The organism is Macrococcus sp. CoH-51_TC_04, from assembly GCF_058188655.1.
Map to the genome: position 1 here is coordinate 355166 of NZ_JBVGOY010000001.1, position 18762 is coordinate 373927.

Genomic DNA, 18762 nt, shown 5'->3' on the forward strand with positions numbered 1-18762 from the left:
TTCATGAATTCATCTCTAATTGCTTTAATGCTGATTTAATTTCAGAAATGACACTATCATCAATTGAAGTAGCACGCTTTTCGATAATTTCTTCAGATATATTTTTATTCTTCTCATCAATATGTGTTTCTAATGCTCCGATACCATTTTCGATTTCAGTTATTATATAGCTTTCATATTTAAGGAGTACTTGATTGATTACCGTCATAGATTGCTCATGTATATTTTCAAATAGCTCATTTCTTGAATTCATATTCTTAAGCTGCTTTTCCTTTACTACTGGAAATACGAGTTGTTCTATTTCATTGACAATGGGATTCAGCTTCATTTGATTTAATTTCAAAATAAATGAGTCAAATACTATATCTTCTGCAATCTCATATTCTATAAGGGCTGCCTTCGTGAGAGAAGTTTCGTCTCTATAACTCTGGATCGCAGCTTTATTGATTCTCGGTACAATGAACTGAAATTCATTAAGTAGTTTACTTTCTACAGATGCTTTAAAACTTTTTTCGATCATATTCAATTTTTGAGAAGTATTTACTTCTGACTTGATAACATCATAAAGCTGGATCTTCATCTTATCACGTAAGTAACTTACCTGTTCATGCAGTAGTTGTTTTATATCACTTAATACTCTACTAACTATATTCCATTCTAATGGCGGCTCTTTCTGCCACACATCATACTGTAAATTTCTTCTATTTTGCTTTGCAATATACGCTTTATAATCATCTCTCATAAATTGCGCACTTCGAACGATACGCGATGCATTGCTATTAAACTGATGTATCTTTTGAATTTTACTCGTAGAATCTACGAAATGTTCAATTGCTTCAGCAAACACGTTAAAACGTTCATCATAACCACCTAATGCTTGTTTACTAGAAACTGAATAAATCCTATCTTCAATGTTCAGCTGGTCGAGTTCAGTTCTTAAATAATCCTCTACTGCAACTAGTTCTTCGTCATTTTTTCTTAAGTCCACTGCATTGATAACAAAGAAATTTTCACTCGCTTCATTCATTACTTCAATTTCATTTAAGTAAGATAGAAATGCTTTGTCCTTCTCTGTGAACACGTGATTATAATATGAAACATATATGAGTAAATCGCTATCCGCAATAATCTCTGTCGTTTCCATCGTATGTCTGCTATTCGTACTTCCTGTTCCAGGTGAATCTATAATAACCTTGTTTTTAAGGAAATCATTTTCTAGACCTATTTTTATACGATTGACGAACGCTGCGTGCTCATCTTGTGCCGTATATTTATCAATCTCATTTTTATCTATTTCAATCGTCTGTCCATTTGATAAGTATGCTTTATAGTGATGATATTGTTTGATCACACCAGATGCGAAGCTTTTATCTTCATCAGAAAAATCATTTATCTTGTTTTTATTTTTTTCTATCCATGACTCAATGGTATTCATATTTTCACTTACTGAACATGATATCCCATTAAGCTTGTTAAGCAGCATATCTTCTGTCTTAAATGTTACAAAATGCTGTTGACCATAATACAGTTCGGTAATACTTGCTGTTGTAGGATTCGGAGAAGAAATTAAGATTCTTTCCTGTAACAACGCATTGATGAGGGCACTTTTACCCGCACTAAATGCTCCGAATACAACTATTTTAGTTTCATCATTGTGAATTCTATCAAGCTGTGCTTCTAGCTTACGCATATCTGATTTAAAATAGTCAACCGTTTTAAAGGTTTCATAGACTTCAATATTCAGTGAATCTTGTCTACCTTTTCTATCATTAATAATGCTCTGCTTGTTCACCACTTCATCAGTTTCATTAATAGACAATGTTACATACCTTCTATCTATTAATTTATCGATAGATTCTTCCAGATGAATATAGTAATGCATATAATTTTTAGTAGTGACTGACTCCATTAACTTTTCATTATTTAGATAATCATCAAATAGGATGCTTTTATCTGAAGTATGATTTGTAGTATTTAATTTAGACATATTTATACTTTTTATGAACTTTTCAAGCCAGACTTTTTGTTGCTGCACAATCTTTTTCTCTATGAATGTCTTTAATTGTTCAGAATAGATTAGAATATATTCTTTTGTAACTTCCGGCTGTGGTTTGCTCAGCGCTTTAACATCCTCTTTTGTAATATGATAGTAAATATCATCAAGTAACGCTGGTTGTTCACTATATTTCATATACTGTTCATAATAATTTTTTAGTTGGAAATTAATCTGTTTATCCAGTAGATCATTAAGCATTTCGATGACACTATCTATTTTTTCGTTTTGAATACTCTCAAGCTTTGCCTGTTTATTGAAGAATCCACCTACTTTATAGTTTGTAGCAAAGGTCTCAAGCATCGCACCTATCTTTTCCCTCAGTTCAAAAGGGATTAAATAAGCATTCTTAACAATGTTCCGTACTTCTTTTAATAATTGTTCCGTACGATTATCCTGTATCAATAGTTGCTGCTCACTGTTCAGACTCTGCTGTATATGAAGCTCATCTAGGGCATGAGATATGTCTGCTTCATCTACCTCGAGCTGTTCTAATAGCCTATCTTTTCTTTGATTTAGATAGTTTATCTGTGCGCGTTCAATATAATCGATGATTCTATTGTAGAAATCTCTATCTGCAGTTAACTCATTTACTTGCTGATTGAGTTGTTCCTTTAATTGATCAAACTGATTATGTTCAGAAGCGTAGATTGAAGTATAATAAATAGCTTCAACGTTTAAGTTCCACATCTTAATATTTTGTTCTACTTTTTCTTTGAATGCCGTAAAGAGTATTTCATTTTCATCATGTTTATCAATCTGATTAATCAAGAGAACAACTGGAACTCCCAGTTCATTCATCATCTTAATCTGGCTGAAGTTCTTTTCTGCGTTCACATGATTATATTCCACCGTATAAAAAACGATGTCACTGATGAGTAGATATTTCATTGTGCTCTGCTCGTGATTTTTGAACGTTGCATCAATACCTGGTGTATCCTGAATTACTGTACCTTCTGGGAATGCAAGGTTTTGTTTATGAATCTCTACCGATTCTATATCTGTATTCAATGTATTCACCTTTTTAACAGTGGCATAGCTTTCGACGTCACTGTATGTCTGGTTGTCCATATTTATTCTTATTAGATCTATGTTATCTCTAATAATTTGAGCGGTATTACTCGTTGTCGGAATCGGAGAGCTAGGTAAAATATCCTCATCACATATCTTGTTAATCAAAGATGATTTCCCTGAAGAAAAATGACCTATAAAACTTAATACAATATAATCTGAATAAACTTTTTTTATCACTTCATTGATTTGATTCAATAATAAAGTGTTGTCTGACTTTTCCACTTCTTTTTTCAGTTGATATAATCGTTTGATCTGCTCTTTATTATCCATGTTCTACCTCATTACCTCTTTATTTGTGAAAAATATAACGAAATATCCAAAAGTGTGATATTTATCACATTAATAAACCAGTTACTCTATTATTATAAAGAAAGAAAAGCTATTAAGAAAGGATGTTCAATGTGAATGATGATAAAAATTTGAATCAAACTAAAGATCCAATTCAAGTCAATGAAGACGTTCATCATGATTTAGATTTGCGTGGAACAATGGCTGCTGTACTTGCTTTAGGAGCAATATTTGTTATCACTTGGTTTGCAATTTTTGTACTATTTATAGAACGAATTTAGGAGGGGAATACATTGCATAAGTTTGAAAAAATCTGGCTTGGTCTAGGTATGGGCTCATTAATTTTATTTTTAGGGATTATTTTTGTTTCTGCATTACATAATGGTCATGAGCCTATCGCAAGCGGCCGTGAATTTATTGCGCCGGAGCTTATTGATAAAGATGAAGTATTTAGTAACCCAGGATTACATAAAGTTGAAGGAAAAGACTGGGATTACGAACTTGTGTTTGTTGTTTCAGCATTTAACTACAACCCAGGTAAAGTTGAAATTCCAAAAGGATCAAAAGTAAAAATTATAGCAACAAGTAGAGATGTTGTACATGGCTTTGAAATTGCACAGACAAATGTCAATATGATGATTGAACCAGGTCACATTTCTAAATTTATAAAAACTTTTGATAAAAAAGGTGAATATCTGTTACTTTGTAATGAATACTGTGGCACAGGTCACGCAGATATGAAATCAAACATTAAGGTGGTTGATCAATAATGAGCGAATATAAATTGGATAGTGGGACTTTTGATGAACGTGCTTCGTTCAGAAATCATCATAGAGAAGAAATGGAAAATCGAGTTGAAATGTCCAAACCAGATGGTAAGTTGATTATGGCTCATATGTATGTTGCGATAGTTTGTTTAATCATCGGTGGATTGGCAGGATTAGTTCAGACTTTAGTCCGCTCTGGAACTTTAGAGTTACCCGCTGGTATTGGATATTATCAGATTCTTACGGTACATGGGATCATTCTCGCATTAGTTTTGACTACATTCTTTATCATGGGATTCCAGACTGCTGCAGTCATTCGTACTTGCGGAAAGCTTAGTCCATTACAACGTAAGCTTGTGTGGATCGGTTTTTGGGTAATGCTAATCGGTACTGCAATGGCAGCAACAATGGTTCTACTTAATAAAGCAACTGTGTTATATACTTTCTATGCTCCACTTAAAGCGCATGTTATCTTCTATGTAGGTATGGCATTAGTTATTGTTGGTTCATGGATTTCTGCAGCTGGACAAATTATGCGTTACGCACAATGGAAAAAAGAACATAAAGGCCAAAAATCACCTCTTTTATCTTACATGGTAGTAATTAACAATGTCATGTGGATTGTATGTTCAATAGGTGTTGCTTCTACAGTATTATTCCAGATGATTCCATGGTCTCTAGGATTAGTTGAGCGCATCGATGTTTCACTTAGTCGTACGTTATTCTGGTACTTCGGTCATGCATTAGTATATTTCTGGTTACTGCCAGCCTATATGTCATGGTATGCAGTAGTACCAAAGATTATAGGTGCTAAAGCATTCAGTGATAATCTTGCGCGTATGAGCTTTATGTTATTCTTGTTCTTCTCAATTCCTGTTGGTATTCACCACCAGTTAACTGAACCAGGAATTGACGTTACATGGAAATATGTACAGGTCGTATTAACATTTATGGTCGTTATTCCTTCTTTAATGACTGCATTCAGTCTCTTTGCTACATTTGAAGCATATGGACGAAATAAAGGTGCTAAAGGCTTATTTGGATGGATTAAAACATTACCATGGAACGATGCACGTTTCGTGTTGCCGTTTATCGGAATGGCCGCATTCATTCCTGGTGGTGCCGGTGGATTAGTTAATGCTTCTGCTCAAATGGACCAGGTAGTACATAATACAATCTGGATTACAGGTCACTTCCATTTAACAGTTGCAACAGCAGTCATTTTAACGTTCTTTGGAACAATGTACTGGTTAATACCACATGCTACTGGCCGTGTTATGACAAAAGCAATGAATAAACTCGCTATCGCACAAGGTGTGCTATGGGCAATCGGTATGTCAATTATGTCTGGTGCAATGCACTACATCGGATTATTCGGTGCACCACGTCGTTCAACATATTCTGAATATGGCGGCTCTAAAATAGCAGCAGAATGGATTCCATATCAAGTAATTCAGGCGATTGGTGGAACAATTCTTTTCGTATCCATTATCTTAGTTGTTATCGTATTTATACAGCTTGCATTCTTTGCACCAAAAGGATACGAAGCATTCCCTGTGTCAGAGGCAATGGATGAACATGCACCAGTTTATAAATTCGTTGAAAACTGGAAGTTCTTGCTTGTTGTAACGATTGCATTAATTTTAGTTGCTTACACAGTACCTATTGGTCAAATGTTTATGGATCCACCACCGGGTGCAGCTGGTATGGGTGAAGGCAAACTCTGGTAATAAAAACCATCAAGCATACGCTTGATGGTTTTTATTTTTAATTTAATTATTCTTCACTATTGATCTCATCTATAATTTCTTTAATAGATCTGAAACTCTCTATTTTTAATGCAAAGTCAAAAGTATTGTTAATTACCATCAATTCATCAAATTGATATGTTTGATACAATCTATTAATCTCATTCTTAACTTCATCTTTTCTACCGATATAATATCGTCCTCTGTTCTTGTCAATGATACGTTTGTCCTGATCACTATAGTGCATTTTATTAACCTGCTCAATAGAAGGAATGACTGTATCTCTTCCTTTAGAGACATTTAATAGCCAATGGTCCAAAATACGTCTTTGCATCTCTTTTTCTGCATCATCTTTCACAACGATGATAAAGGAACAAAATATTGTATAGGAGCGCTGCATAAATGCATTAGGAACAAATTCTCGCTGATAAATTTTAATTGCACTTTCTTGATATTTATCACTGATAAAATTCCCGAACACAAAACCAATACCTAATTTTGCTGCCCTTTTAGCACCATTATCAGTCAGCCCTAACGTAAATACCTCAGGATGTGTTTCTATTCTTGGTCCTGCTTTAACACTTCGATAATGGTGTTCTAAAGGCAAAGTGTTACGCAAAAAACCTAAAAATTCTTCTAGCATTCTATCATAATCTCTCACCTTACTTTGGGCACCATCTGTTAAAGCTTGTCTCGTGATTTCACTCCCGCCAGGAGAGTTCCCTAGGCCAATCGTCACTCGACCAGGAAACATTGCTTCTAATAAATTTGCATTTTCAGCTACCTTATAAGGACTATATTGTGGCAGAAGGATGCCTGCAGAACCTATATTAATTGAAGACGTTATCGATAATAATCTCGTCATAAGAATTTCTGGTGCATGACTGATTAAACCAGTCGTATTATGATGTTCAGCAACAAAATAGCGATCATATTTTATTTCTTCAGCAAATTGAACAAGTTCTATCGTTTGCATCAATGCATCCATCGGCGTTTCGCCTCGTGACATCGGTACTTGATCTAATATACTTAATTTCATATAATTTCACCTGCTATTCAATATATTTATCATAAATATAAACCCACACAAAACATAAATTTATACTTTGTATGGGTAACTTGAACATTTTTACGTATTGCTTTCAAATCCTTTTATCTCTCGCCCCAATATTGATAATAGGTACATTCAATATATCCATTGAACAGCTTGCGGCGTTTTGTCGCCTTCTTACCTACTAATACTTCAAATGTCTTCAAACTAGTTAATATATACAACGACCATTTAGGATTCTTTTCGATCAGTTCCCCTAGATAACTGTACATCGCTTCTACCTCTGCTCTTTCACCGATACGCTCTCCATAAGGTGGATTACCTACTATTGCACCTTTCTCACCATTTAGAGTAAGGTCATGGACATTCATCTGCTTGAATTCAATAATATCTCCAAACCCTACTTCAATCGCATTATTACGGGCAATTTCAACCATATTCGGATCTATATCACTTGCTGTAATCGATATTTCTTTATCATATTCAGCAACTTCTTCTGCTTTAACTCGCTCTTCGTCATACATACCTTCAGGAATGATATCCCAGTCCTCACTTACGAAGTCACGATTGAATCCAGGTGCGATATTTTGAGCGATCATTGCAGCTTCTATCGCAATGGTACCTGAACCACAGAATGGATCGATAAATGGTGTTTCCCCTTTCCAGTTAGATAATAATACAAGTGCGGCCGCCAAAGTTTCTTTCATCGGTGCTTCACCTTGAGCAAGACGATATCCGCGTTTATGCAGACCTGCTCCTGATGTATCGATTGTCAGCAATACTTCATCCTTTAAAATTGCGACCTCTACTTTGTATAAAGCACCACTTTCTGAAAGCCACCCTTGCTTGTTATGTGCTTTTTTCAAACGCTCGACAATCGCTTTTTTTACAATCGCCTGACAATCAGGCACGCTAAATAGCTTGGATTTAAGACTACGGCCCTGCACAGGAAACTGTCCATTTTCAGAAATGAAATTTTCCCACGGAATATCCTTCGTCTTATCGAAAAGCTGTTCAAATGTCGTGGCATAAAAACGTCCTACTACTAACTTCACTCTATCCGCACTTCTGAGCCAAAGGTTAGATTTTACAATTGCACGTGCATCACCTTGATATAGTACTCTACCATTTTCAGTCATTGTTTCATATCCTAATGCCTGAACCTCTTTCGCTGCGACAGCTTCCATTCCCATAGGGGTTGTTGCTAATAATTGATACATAATCTACTCCTTGTTTACATAATATTTTTATTGTGTTTTTATTGTAAATTTGATTCACTTCATTTTACCATTGATGTATTCAATAAAAAAAGCCCTCCATATTGGAGAGCTTAAACTAGAAAGATATCTCTATAAGCCATGTTCTGTCCCATAGTACTGCTAGCGAGCCTAGTTACTCTCGTACGCCGGTGATAATCATCTGTCTGTACTTTCATACCTCTTCTATACGTTCATTTCCGCTAGAAAAGTGCTCCTACCAAATTTGGATTGCTCACTCGAGGGGTTTACCGCGTTCCACCTTCTTTATTTCTAAAGAAGCTACGTCACTGTGGCACTTTCAAACTACTAAAACCATATCATAGACTTAGGTTCGTTCGTTGCCGTCAAATTAATGCCCTGGCTTATTGTTTCACCAGGCACGATCACTACAGCCATCTCAGGCATGTGTGAGCATGGACTTTCCTCTATAAATAAATATAGCGATTATCCGAGATATCTTTAATAATTCTATTTATTATAGCATGACTCTATTGATTTCACCATACTATTTACCAAAGACTGCTTTCTCTAGATTAGATATTCTCTTTAATAGATCAAAATTATTTGTAGTAGATACAGTGTTCTCGCTTCTACCAGTAGCAAGTCTCATTCTTAAGTCTTCAATTTCACGTTTTAATTTAACATTCTCATCATTTAATTTTAGAAGCTGCTGATTCATATCTGCCATCTTCTGATAATCTTCAATGACATCATCCAGAAAACTGTCCACGTCTTCTGGCTTAAATCCTCTGAACGCGGTACGTTCAAATTCTTTTTCGTATATATCCTTTGCTGATAATTTCAATGTAATATCCGCCATATGCTCACTCCTAATATTCTTTTGCTCTCATATATTCATTTACAAAATCTGATAAATCCTCCAACGTCACAACATCAATATTATATTGATTTTCTGCCGCAAAATCAATCAGTGTCTGCTTGAAAAATTTTGGGCTAGCCTCATGTTCATCATCATAGAAAAGAATTGTACCTTCAGTGTTATCAAGCACAAACTGATCTGTATTCCTAAATTGAAATCCACCTCTATAGACATCGTTGTGTGCAGAGGTTATAAAATCAGCACGCGCACAAATCTGATTGTAATAAAGCTGGTTCTCTTCATTCCATTTGCTATGATGCTCCAGAAACGGTGTGATGATACTCAATTTAACATCATACATTTTCTTTAGACGAATAACAACTTCAGCTGCCCACAGTTCAACACCGAGCTGACCTTCTATGATGACCCATTCCAATCCATCTTCGATATATTCTTTAAGTTTCTGCTGAAGAAATAATTTAATGTAACGCACTTCAGGCTGCTTGTTATTAAATATATTGAGTTCGTATGGTTTATAACCCGTTATATAGATAGATTTCATGTATTTATCATTCGATTCAAATAATGGAGTTCATGTTTTACAGCCTTAAACTGATCAATAAAAACTTTCTTACTCGTCTTACTAAAGAAACAACTTACAGATAATTCTTTAATATGGGCAACCATTAGCTGATATTTCTTTTCATTCATTAAAGGTAGACTGATGACTTGTACTTTATAATTTTCAAGCATAGAAAGATGCTTATCAACTTTTTCTGTAAAAGGTTGAACATCCATAACAAAATTAAATTGCTGCCCATCTTTAGAAGCTTTAAAATAATGCTCTATTCTAATGATATCATTCATTAAACTTTCAATACATTGTTGTAACATTTAATGGCTCCTCATCAGTTTTATGATACACTCATTGTATATTATATTTATTATCTTCACAAATAGGATGAATCTATATGGTCAATTACCCAAATGGCAAGCGAAATACGTCTAAAGCACTAGTTACAACAGCAAATAATCATAGTAAAATAGAATATGGAAAAAGAGGAATGCGTTTTGAAGAAGCAATCGACCATGCCAATCAATATTATTTGAAGCAGGATATCGCAGTTATCCATAAGAAACCAACGCCGATACAGATTGTTGATGTAGATTATCCAAAACGTTCTCGGGCCGTAATAAAAGAAGCATATTTCAGAAAAGCCTCTACAACTGATTACAATGGTATTTATAGAGGTAAATATATTGACTTTGAAGCAAAAGCAACGCAAAATAAAACTAGTTTTCCGTTAAATAATATACATGAACATCAAGTAGAGCATATGCAGCAGGTTTCAAAACATGGCGCTATATGTTTTATATTATTTTATTTTTCATTTCATGAAGAAGTTTTCTTACTTCCAATCGAACCATTTTTAAAGTATTGGGACCTGTATAAGAATGAGAAGAAGAAATCCATCCCTATGAATGACATAAAAAAATACGGTTATCATGTGGAAAAAAAATATCAGCCTAGAATCGACTATTTAAAAGTTATAGATCACATATATTTTAATGAATAAATCGAGAGTGAGGAAATTTTAATGGCTAGAAAGAAGAAACGTAATATAAAAAAGTTAATTCTACAAATTGCAGGCGGCATATTTCTTTTATTTGCTGCACTTTTTATTTGTGGGATGCTTCTTTTCCTATATTATGCATACAAAGCACCAAAGTTTAATGAAGCATCGCTTCGTGATCAGCTTCCTACAAAAATTTACGACAAGGATGATAACTTAGTCACCGTTCTACAAATGGGACAAAAACGAGAACAGGTCAAGTTTAAAGACATTCCTGACCAAGTAAAGAATGCTGTACTCGCAACTGAAGACAATCGTTTTTATGAGCATGGTGCTATCGATTTCAAAAGGTTATCTGGTGCAATATTTAAAAACGTCTCCGGAGGTTTCGGGTCACAGGGTGCGTCTACTTTAACACAGCAAGTTGTTAAACGATCCTTTCTGACAGACAAAAAATCTATCGAAAGAAAAGCTCAGGAAGCGTATCTTTCCTACAGATTAGAACAAGAATACAGTAAAGATGAAATATTTGAAATGTACCTTAATAAAATTTATTATTCTGATGGTATCTACGGCGTAAAAACAGCTGCAAAATATTATTTTAATAAAGATTTAAATCAGCTTTCACTCGCTGAATCAGCATATCTTGCCGGTCTGCCTCAGATTCCTAACACCTATAATATATATGATAATCCAGAGGCTGCTGAAAAGCGTAAGGATACTGTTCTATATTTGATGAACCGTCATGGAAGAATAACAAAGGCTGAAATGGAAGATGCACAAAATACAGACCTTTCGCAAACTTTAGTGCAGCGTACAGCCGCACAAAGACAGAACCTTGAAGAAAATGATCCGGATTATGCATCTTATATTAACGTGATAAAACAAGAAATTAAGAAGAATAAAGAATTTGAGAGTAAAGATTTACAAGATATATTAACAAGTGGTTTATCTATCTATACTACCATGGATAATAATGTGCAATTATCACTTCAGAATAACACTGATAACATGAACATCTACAAGAATAAATATCATCAGGCTGCTTCTTCTATCGTTGATACGAAAACAGGTGCCCTGATTGCAATTAGTGGCGGAAGAAACTATACAGATGTTGTCGATAGAAATTTAGCTACAGATGTACATCCAGTTGGTTCAACAATTAAACCGTTTTTAAGCTATGGACCTATAATCGAGAACGAACAATGGTCAACAGGACACAGAATTCAGGATGAAGCTGAATATGATATTCACGGCATTAAATTTAAGAACTATGACTCTCAGAATCATGGTAATGTTACAATGAGAGATGCAATAAGACGAAGTTTAAATATACCCGCATTAAAGATATTCCAGGCGGTACAGTCTGAGGCAGGAAATGACGCCTCTTATAAATTTGCAAAGAACTTAGGATTAAATTATCCATCTAACGATCTCGGTCCTTCAGAGGCACTAGGGGGATCATCTTCGGAGTTTACTCCTTTACAGATGGCCAGTGCATATGCTGCGTTCGGTAATGGCGGAACATATAATGAATCTCATGCGATTCGAAAGATTGAAACACAAGATAATGAAACTATAAAATTTGATTTTAATTCTAGAAAAGCAATGGAAGATTATACAGCATATATGATTACTGATATGTTAAAAGGGACATTTGAACCATATGGTACTGCTTACGGTAGTCAGATCCCTGGTTTAAATCTTGCTGCGAAGACAGGAACAGGAACTTATGGCGATGAAACTTACAAAAAATATAATTTACCTGATAGTGCAGCAAAAGATGTTTGGATTGTAGGGTATTCACCACAATATACGATGTCTGTGTGGATGGGCTTCACACAAATGGCACAATATGGTGAGAATTCTTTTGTAGGTCCTGAAGAACAATCGCTCCCAAAAGAACTTTTCAGACAAGTCATGAGTGAAATCAGTCCAATTGATGGTCAAGATTTTGAAATGCCTTCTTCTGTGGAGAAATATGGTGGCTTTCTACAGGTTAAAGGACAATCAGATAATGGATATACAAGTAATGTAAAACCAAATAATACAAATGATGCTGTTCGGGATAATTCTCGGGCAGCTTCTACAAATACTTATCAAAATGACACGAACTATAATACGACACGTGAACCCAACACAACTGAAGCTCGTACAGTAGAAAGTACGACGACTGAACGTCCGACGACTGAACGTGCTACGACTGAACGTGCTACGACTGAACGCCCGACAACTGAACGTCCGACTACACAAGAAGCAGCAACTGAACGTCCGACTACACAACCCGCTACGACTGAGCGAGCAACAACCGAACCGGCAACGCAACCGGCAACAACTGAACGTGCAACACAGCCTGCTACAAGTGAACCGTAATTAAAAACGAATATATTATACATTGAAGCCCTTATTTCATTTCAACGCTGTTAATTGAATGAAATAAGGGCTTCTTTTTATTTTTTCTTCTTCAAATCATGGACTGCCTTTAATTTTAAAACTTCTTTCATCATCGTTTTAATTTGTTCATATCCCATATACTGATATTTATGAGATTCAAAGTATTCAATTCGGTCATGGAAGTTTAAAGGTTTCTTGTTATAATCTAACTGTCTTTCTGTACTATCAATTTCATTTATTTCATTCAAAATGTTAATAAGCAATAGGTAATAGCGATCAATTTTTTGCTGATTTTCCTTCTGTTTCATTTTTCTGTTCTTAATTGCTTCGTCAATCGATGCTTCAAGTTCAATCAGTTCTTCTTTCATTGGACTATCACCTTATGTCTTTTACGGCCCTCTCTGCACATCTGTAATAATGGACATTCAAGGCACTTCGGATTACGTGCGGTACAATGATAACGCCCAAAGAAAATCAGCTGATGATGTGTCTTATTCCATCGCTCCATCGGAATGTGTTTCGTCAGTGTCGCTTCTACTTGTTTTACATTATCTTTCCATCTGCAAATGCCAAGTCTTTTTGAAACACGCTCTACATGTGTATCTACTGCAAGCGCGGGAATACCAAATGCAACAGAAACGACAACGTTTGCAGTTTTCTGCCCTACTCCTGGAAGTTCAACGAGCGCACTATGAGACTGTGGAACTTGACCCTCATATCGATCAATTAGAATCCGACATAATGCCTGAATATTTTTAGCCTTATTTTTATATAGTCCTATTGAGCGTATATCATCCATTAGTTCTTCAATTGAAACTGATAAATAATCTTCCGGAGTCTTATACTTCTGAAACAAAGATTTTGTCACTTTGTTCACTAATACGTCCGTACATTGAGCAGATAGCAGCACAGCAATCGTTAGTTCAAATGGATTGTCATGCACAAGTTCACATTCAGCATCCGGAAACATCTCATCTATAATATCTAACATTTCTAATGTCTTTTTCTTACTTATCATAAGGACTCTCCCCATTTACCCAGTCAAATACAGGAATATCTGGCACTTGCTTTACCAAATTTTTCTGCTTAAACTGTTTACTTACTTCTTTTGAATCCACGACACTTTTAACATTTTTCTTTTTCCAGTTTAACAGAATTCTATCGATATACTTTATACTTAGTTTATTATGCACAGATGCCTCATTTAATGCTTCATTGATTAGATCCAGATGATGGTTATCTTTATCTAGCCAATGATTGATCGTCTGAATTTCAAGTGGTGTCAACGGTCTACCAAATGTCGTTTCAAAACGTTCAAACACCTTCTCAAAATTCAATTGATTATTATGCTGATCTGCGACTCTAGCTTGTTTTTTTAGAAGTTGATCTAACTGTTCTTCTAGGGAAGAAAAATCAAAAATTTCATTAAACTGTGCGTGATTGTCTTTAACGACGGTTATCTTTAATAGATCTTTACTAATTAAATTCTGGATAATCAGCATGATTTCATTTTGATTGATACTCATCTGTTCTGCAAGCATTTCAAAAGAGGGAAGCTGTTGGTCATCTGATAATTCTATAATTTTCAATATTACCATCAACTCAGTTTCGCTAATGTTTAACAACGGATAATATTTAAATAGCTGATGTGGTATGATCACCGGTTTTTTAAACAGTTCCATAATGCATGCTCCTTTCAACTGTTTATATTAATAATTGCTAGCTGTACATTAAAATCCGAACAATCTAGAAAATATAAACATTTTCAAACATTGTTCGGATTCTCATTTAACTTAATGGATAGAAATAATTATGGGTAGAGACGGTTCAACAGACGAGGGAACGGACTTGTTTCTCTAACATGCTCTACTCCTGATAACCATGCAACTGTACGTTCAAGACCTAATCCGAAACCTGAATGCGGTACGCTACCATACTTTCTTAAATCTGTATAATAGCTATAGGCTTCTGGATCTAAACCATGTTCTTTAATACGTTGTTGTAATAGCTCAAGATCATCGATACGTTCCGAACCTCCGATGATTTCACCATAACCTTCAGGAGCAATCATATCTGCACATTTAACAGTACCCTCTTCTTCCGGGTTCGGCTGCATATAGAACGGCTTGATACTTGTTGGATAATTGATGATGAAGACTGGTTTATCATAATGATTGGCAATTGCAGTCTCATGAGGTGCACCGAAATCATCCCCCCATTCGATATCATCGAATCCTTGTTCTTTTAGGAATTTGATTGCGTCTGTGTATGTTATTCTTGGGAATGGTGTCGTAATTTGTTCTAATTTTGTTGTATCGCGTCCTAGAATCTTTAAATCCAACTGACAATTTTTAAGTACTGATTTTACAAGGTGTGTAACATATTGCTCTTGCACTTCCAGACTATCTTCATGTCTATAGAATGCCATCTCTGGCTCAATCATCCAGAATTCAATTAAGTGGCGACGCGTCTTAGATTTCTCAGCTCTGAATGTTGGTCCGAAAGAGAATACTTTTCCATGTGCCATCGCTGCTGCTTCCATATAAAGCTGGCCGCTTTGAGATAAGAATGCATCTTCATCAAAATATTTCGTATGGAAAAGTTCGCTCGTACCTTCTGGTGCTGAACCAGTTAGTATTGGCGGATCAATCTTTGTAAATCCTTGTTCATTAAAAAATTCATACGTCGCTCTGATAATTTCATTTCTAATTTTCATAACGGCATGCTGGCGTTTAGAACGCAACCAAAGATGTCTATGATCCATTAAGAAATCTGTACCATGCGCTTTAGGTGTAATGGGATAATCTACCGCTTCATGAATAACTTCGAGATCGGTTACTTCCATTTCAAACCCAAAGTCAGAACGTTCATCTTCTTTAATCACACCAGTAATGAATAGTGATGATTCCTGTGTAATACCTTTGGCTACTTTAAATAAATCTTCACCAATGGATTCTTTAACAACAACTGCCTGCATAAATCCTGTACCATCACGTAGCTGTAAAAAGGCAATTTTACCACTAGAGCGCTTGTTTAAGATCCATGCACCAATCGTAACTGTTTGACCCACGTAATTAGGTGATTGATTAATTGTAATCTTCGTCATAAAAAATTCTCCATTTCATTGTTATTATAATTATAGTTTACCAATTATCTGCATGAAAGATAAGGGGTGTGCATTACTTTTCTTGATTAATTTGTTCGATAATTTCTGTAAAGTCTTCAATTGTTCCGGATTTGACATGAAAGGACTTTAGAACATGACTAAAGTAGTTTGCATAACGTCCTTCAAGTAGCCTACGATCAAAACAGATAAGCATACCTCTATCCTGTTCATTACGAATTAAGCGTCCTGTTGCCTGATGCAGCTTATTTACAGCACCAGGTAGCTGATAATCCATAAATACATCATTCACTTCATCTCGCATCAGCATAATATTCAGATCATCTGGGTGCATAAATGGTAATGAAATAATCATCACTGTCTTAAATCCATCATACTTAAAGTCTACTCCTTCATAGAACGTCTGCGTTGCTAAGAATATTCCATTGTCAAGCGTATTAAACTGTTCATTTAACTTCGACGTATTAACATCTGATGTCTGAGTAATAATTAACGATGGATCATACAGCTCTACAAGATAACTTCTTAGTATCTCGATCTGACGATAACTATTCATCAGAATCAATACTTTGGAAGACATATTCTCAAGATAATAATGAATATATTGCAGACATGACTCAATATACTGGTCCTGTTTCATATAGTGGTAGTTCTGAATATCTGATGGTACAAAGAGTGTTGCCTTATATTTAGAAAAGGTATTTTCATACTTGTAAAAATGGTCTAGCGATGGATGGAATTGCTCTAGAAACGACAATGTCTGCATCGTACCTGATACAAAGACCTTTGATGTAAAACGGTCAAAGATTCTGTTGGTTAATATTTCATTTAATTTAATAGATTTACTTATAAGTGACATTCCCGATTTACTATTATTCTTCATATGAATATACAATTCTTTATAGACCTTTATCTGTATCCATACCGATAAGAAATATTGCTGTACGGTCTCTAATCTCGTTCGTATAGACACATCCATTTCATATGAAAGCAAAACATTAATCATCGAATGAATCTCTTTGAATAATATATATATATCATCATTCTCTTCTACTTTTACCTTTACCACGGATTTAGAGGAATAATTCTCCAGAAGATGGTCAAACATATCATCAATTTTATGATTGAGCTGGCTAATTTCAAAATCCATATCTACAAGCGTATCCAAAGTGTTAGAAGTATTATCTGGAACCGACTTTATCGTCTGTCCAATAATATATTTGATTGTTTGATAATTCAGTGCATCATAAGAATTGTTTAATGCATAATCCAAGAGCTGATGAGCTTCATCAACAATAAGGTGTTCATAATGATTAAATATATTATCTTTTCTTCTACTTAAAAGATGCGCATGGTTCGTTATACCGATATGCAATGTTTCACTAGAATCCTCATACGAAAAATGTTGATGCTGAGCGCTATCGAACATGGAAGTCATCAATTCAAAATAAATTTTTCTCCCGCCATTTAAATTCAGTCGATCAATATCTCCACCATGTGGTTCCAGCAGGTATACAATAAGCTGCATCTTTAAAAGAAGAATATCATGATTCTCTTTCTGATCATCTAGAATAAACGATACAAATTCTAATGATAAGTAATGGCGCCTACTCTTGATAATCTGAAAAGGCACTTTTATCTTCAATGCATGTTCAATTCGTCTTAAATCTTCATCAATGAGTTGATTCTGCAGAAAAATCGTAGATGTAGAAATTAATAGCGACTTCCTATAGGTACTTAAATAATAAACAGCTGCCAGTAAATAACTTATAGTCTTACCACCACCAAGATCGGCTTCAATCGTCAGAACGCTGTCTTCACGTAATTGTCTGTATATGTGCTCAGAAAGCTCACACTGCTTCTCTCGAAATGTATATCCCAGCTGACTGATCGCACGTTTAAAATAGGTGCGATATTCTTCTTCGAATGGATATAAACTTGGATTCTTTTTTGTTGCTTTATTGTAGTAGAGTCCATTCCAGCTTTCATAATGATGCGCTTGTGTTTGTGAAACTAAGATTTCGAACAAAAGTTCATCACTTGAATAACGCATTCGTTTAGCGAATTGATAGAGCATCTTGATTGTATCCGAAGGGAAAGTCGCAACTTTTTTTATACTTTCAATAAATACTTCTGCAGTTGCGATTGCATCATCGATTGCACGATGTGCACTGCTTAACTTAATTCCAAGATCATCAGCAATAGATTTCAATTGGTATCGCTCTAGCGATGGATAGACAATCTTAAACCAATCAACCGTATCAATGATATAACGGGGCTGAAATTTATGTCCCGATTCACTGAAGTACTTCTGTAGGAACCTTAGATCAAACTGTACATTATGAGCAACAAACACACAGCCATCTAGAAGTTTGATAATATGTGATGCGACATGACTAAAGTTTGGTGCATCTACAAGGTCGATGGCGTCAATTTTGGTGAGAGACTGTATAAAGGCCGGTATTTCGTTATTACAAGCAATAAACGTATCATATGTCTCTATTATTTTTTTATTTTGAACGATTGCAATACCCACTTGGATAATTTCATCACTATCCAGATTATTTCCTGTCGTCTCAATATCGACAACGGCATACTTTCTATTCATAA

16 protein-coding genes and 1 other RNA gene are annotated in these 18762 nt (G+C 35.1%); 5 read left to right on the forward strand and 12 right to left on the reverse strand.

Annotated elements, in window-relative coordinates; translation table 11 throughout:
- Position 1: 1 nt before the first annotated feature.
- Positions 2 to 3397, reverse strand: a complete 3396-nt coding sequence (locus ACZ2V4_RS01810; RefSeq protein ID WP_490514454.1) for a dynamin family protein — start codon at positions 3395 to 3397, stop codon at positions 2 to 4.
- A 131-nt stretch (positions 3398 to 3528) separates the two neighbouring features.
- Here ACZ2V4_RS01810 and ACZ2V4_RS01815 point away from each other — a divergent pair, with 131 nt between their 5' ends.
- From ACZ2V4_RS01815 to ACZ2V4_RS01825, 3 genes are all read left to right on the forward strand, one after another.
- Entirely contained in the window at positions 3529 to 3696 is a 168-nt protein-coding gene (locus ACZ2V4_RS01815) for a cytochrome c oxidase subunit 2A (RefSeq protein ID WP_232618435.1), read from the forward strand.
- A gap of 12 nt (positions 3697 to 3708) precedes the next feature.
- Positions 3709 to 4185 (forward strand): cupredoxin domain-containing protein, encoded by a 477-nt coding sequence (locus tag ACZ2V4_RS01820; protein ID WP_198479482.1) that lies wholly within the window; start codon positions 3709 to 3711, stop codon positions 4183 to 4185.
- A gap of 71 nt (positions 4186 to 4256) precedes the next feature.
- Positions 4257 to 5912: a b(o/a)3-type cytochrome-c oxidase subunit 1 gene (locus ACZ2V4_RS01825; RefSeq protein ID WP_101140911.1), complete on the forward strand. Its 1656-nt coding sequence runs from the start codon at positions 4257 to 4259 to the stop codon at positions 5910 to 5912.
- Between the two features lie 46 nt (positions 5913 to 5958).
- Here the strand turns inward: ACZ2V4_RS01825 and ACZ2V4_RS01830 are convergent, their stop codons facing one another.
- From ACZ2V4_RS01830 to ACZ2V4_RS01855, 6 genes are all read right to left on the reverse strand, one after another.
- A complete protein-coding gene (locus tag ACZ2V4_RS01830; RefSeq protein ID WP_458620019.1) occupies positions 5959 to 6969 on the reverse strand; it encodes an MsnO8 family LLM class oxidoreductase in 1011 nt (336 codons plus the stop codon).
- A 113-nt stretch (positions 6970 to 7082) separates the two neighbouring features.
- Positions 7083 to 8201 (reverse strand): THUMP domain-containing class I SAM-dependent RNA methyltransferase, encoded by a 1119-nt coding sequence (locus tag ACZ2V4_RS01835; protein WP_219491728.1) that lies wholly within the window; start codon positions 8199 to 8201, stop codon positions 7083 to 7085.
- 127 nt (positions 8202 to 8328) lie between these two features.
- Positions 8329 to 8696, reverse strand: an RNA gene (rnpB, locus tag ACZ2V4_RS01840) — RNase P RNA component class B.
- 49 nt (positions 8697 to 8745) lie between these two features.
- Positions 8746 to 9060, reverse strand: coding sequence for a cell division regulator GpsB (gene gpsB, locus ACZ2V4_RS01845; protein ID WP_219491731.1), 315 nt, complete (start codon positions 9058 to 9060; stop codon positions 8746 to 8748).
- A 10-nt stretch (positions 9061 to 9070) separates the two neighbouring features.
- Complete coding sequence (locus ACZ2V4_RS01850) at positions 9071 to 9622, reverse strand: SLOG family protein (RefSeq protein ID WP_101152410.1); 552 nt, start codon at positions 9620 to 9622, stop codon at positions 9071 to 9073.
- Positions 9619 to 9954, reverse strand: coding sequence for a DUF1798 family protein (locus ACZ2V4_RS01855; protein ID WP_099483547.1), 336 nt, complete (start codon positions 9952 to 9954; stop codon positions 9619 to 9621). Before ACZ2V4_RS01855 ends, ACZ2V4_RS01850 begins: the two co-directional genes overlap by 4 nt.
- A 77-nt stretch (positions 9955 to 10031) precedes the next feature.
- Here ACZ2V4_RS01855 and recU point away from each other — a divergent pair, with 77 nt between their 5' ends.
- Positions 10032 to 10637, forward strand: coding sequence for a Holliday junction resolvase RecU (gene recU, locus ACZ2V4_RS01860; RefSeq protein WP_283722133.1), 606 nt, complete (start codon positions 10032 to 10034; stop codon positions 10635 to 10637).
- 21 nt (positions 10638 to 10658) lie between these two features.
- Positions 10659 to 13007 carry a transglycosylase domain-containing protein gene (locus ACZ2V4_RS01865; protein ID WP_490514455.1) on the forward strand — a complete coding sequence of 783 codons (2349 nt, stop codon included), beginning with the start codon at positions 10659 to 10661 and terminating at the stop codon, positions 13005 to 13007.
- Positions 13008 to 13084: 77 nt separating this feature from the next.
- On the opposite strand, the gene ACZ2V4_RS01870 is transcribed toward ACZ2V4_RS01865, so the two are convergent.
- The 5 genes from ACZ2V4_RS01870 to ACZ2V4_RS01890 form a co-directional block, all read right to left on the reverse strand.
- Entirely contained in the window at positions 13085 to 13396 is a 312-nt protein-coding gene (locus tag ACZ2V4_RS01870) for a YpoC family protein (protein WP_219491740.1), read from the reverse strand.
- Positions 13393 to 14046, reverse strand: coding sequence for an endonuclease III (gene nth / locus ACZ2V4_RS01875; RefSeq protein WP_219491742.1), 654 nt, complete (start codon positions 14044 to 14046; stop codon positions 13393 to 13395). The genes ACZ2V4_RS01870 and nth overlap by 4 nt, the downstream gene beginning before the upstream one ends.
- On the reverse strand, positions 14036 to 14710 hold the full coding sequence (locus tag ACZ2V4_RS01880) for a DnaD domain protein (protein ID WP_420493744.1): 675 nt from the start codon (positions 14708 to 14710) through the stop codon (positions 14036 to 14038). Before ACZ2V4_RS01880 ends, nth begins: the two co-directional genes overlap by 11 nt.
- Positions 14711 to 14838: 128 nt before the next feature.
- Positions 14839 to 16134: an asparagine--tRNA ligase gene (asnS, locus tag ACZ2V4_RS01885; RefSeq protein WP_219491746.1), complete on the reverse strand. Its 1296-nt coding sequence runs from the start codon at positions 16132 to 16134 to the stop codon at positions 14839 to 14841.
- 73 nt (positions 16135 to 16207) lie between these two features.
- The gene (locus ACZ2V4_RS01890) at positions 16208 to 18760 is read right to left on the reverse strand and encodes a helicase C-terminal domain-containing protein (RefSeq protein WP_420496019.1); all 2553 of its coding nucleotides are present in this window, start codon (positions 18758 to 18760) and stop codon (positions 16208 to 16210) included.
- Positions 18761 to 18762 lie beyond the last annotated feature (2 nt).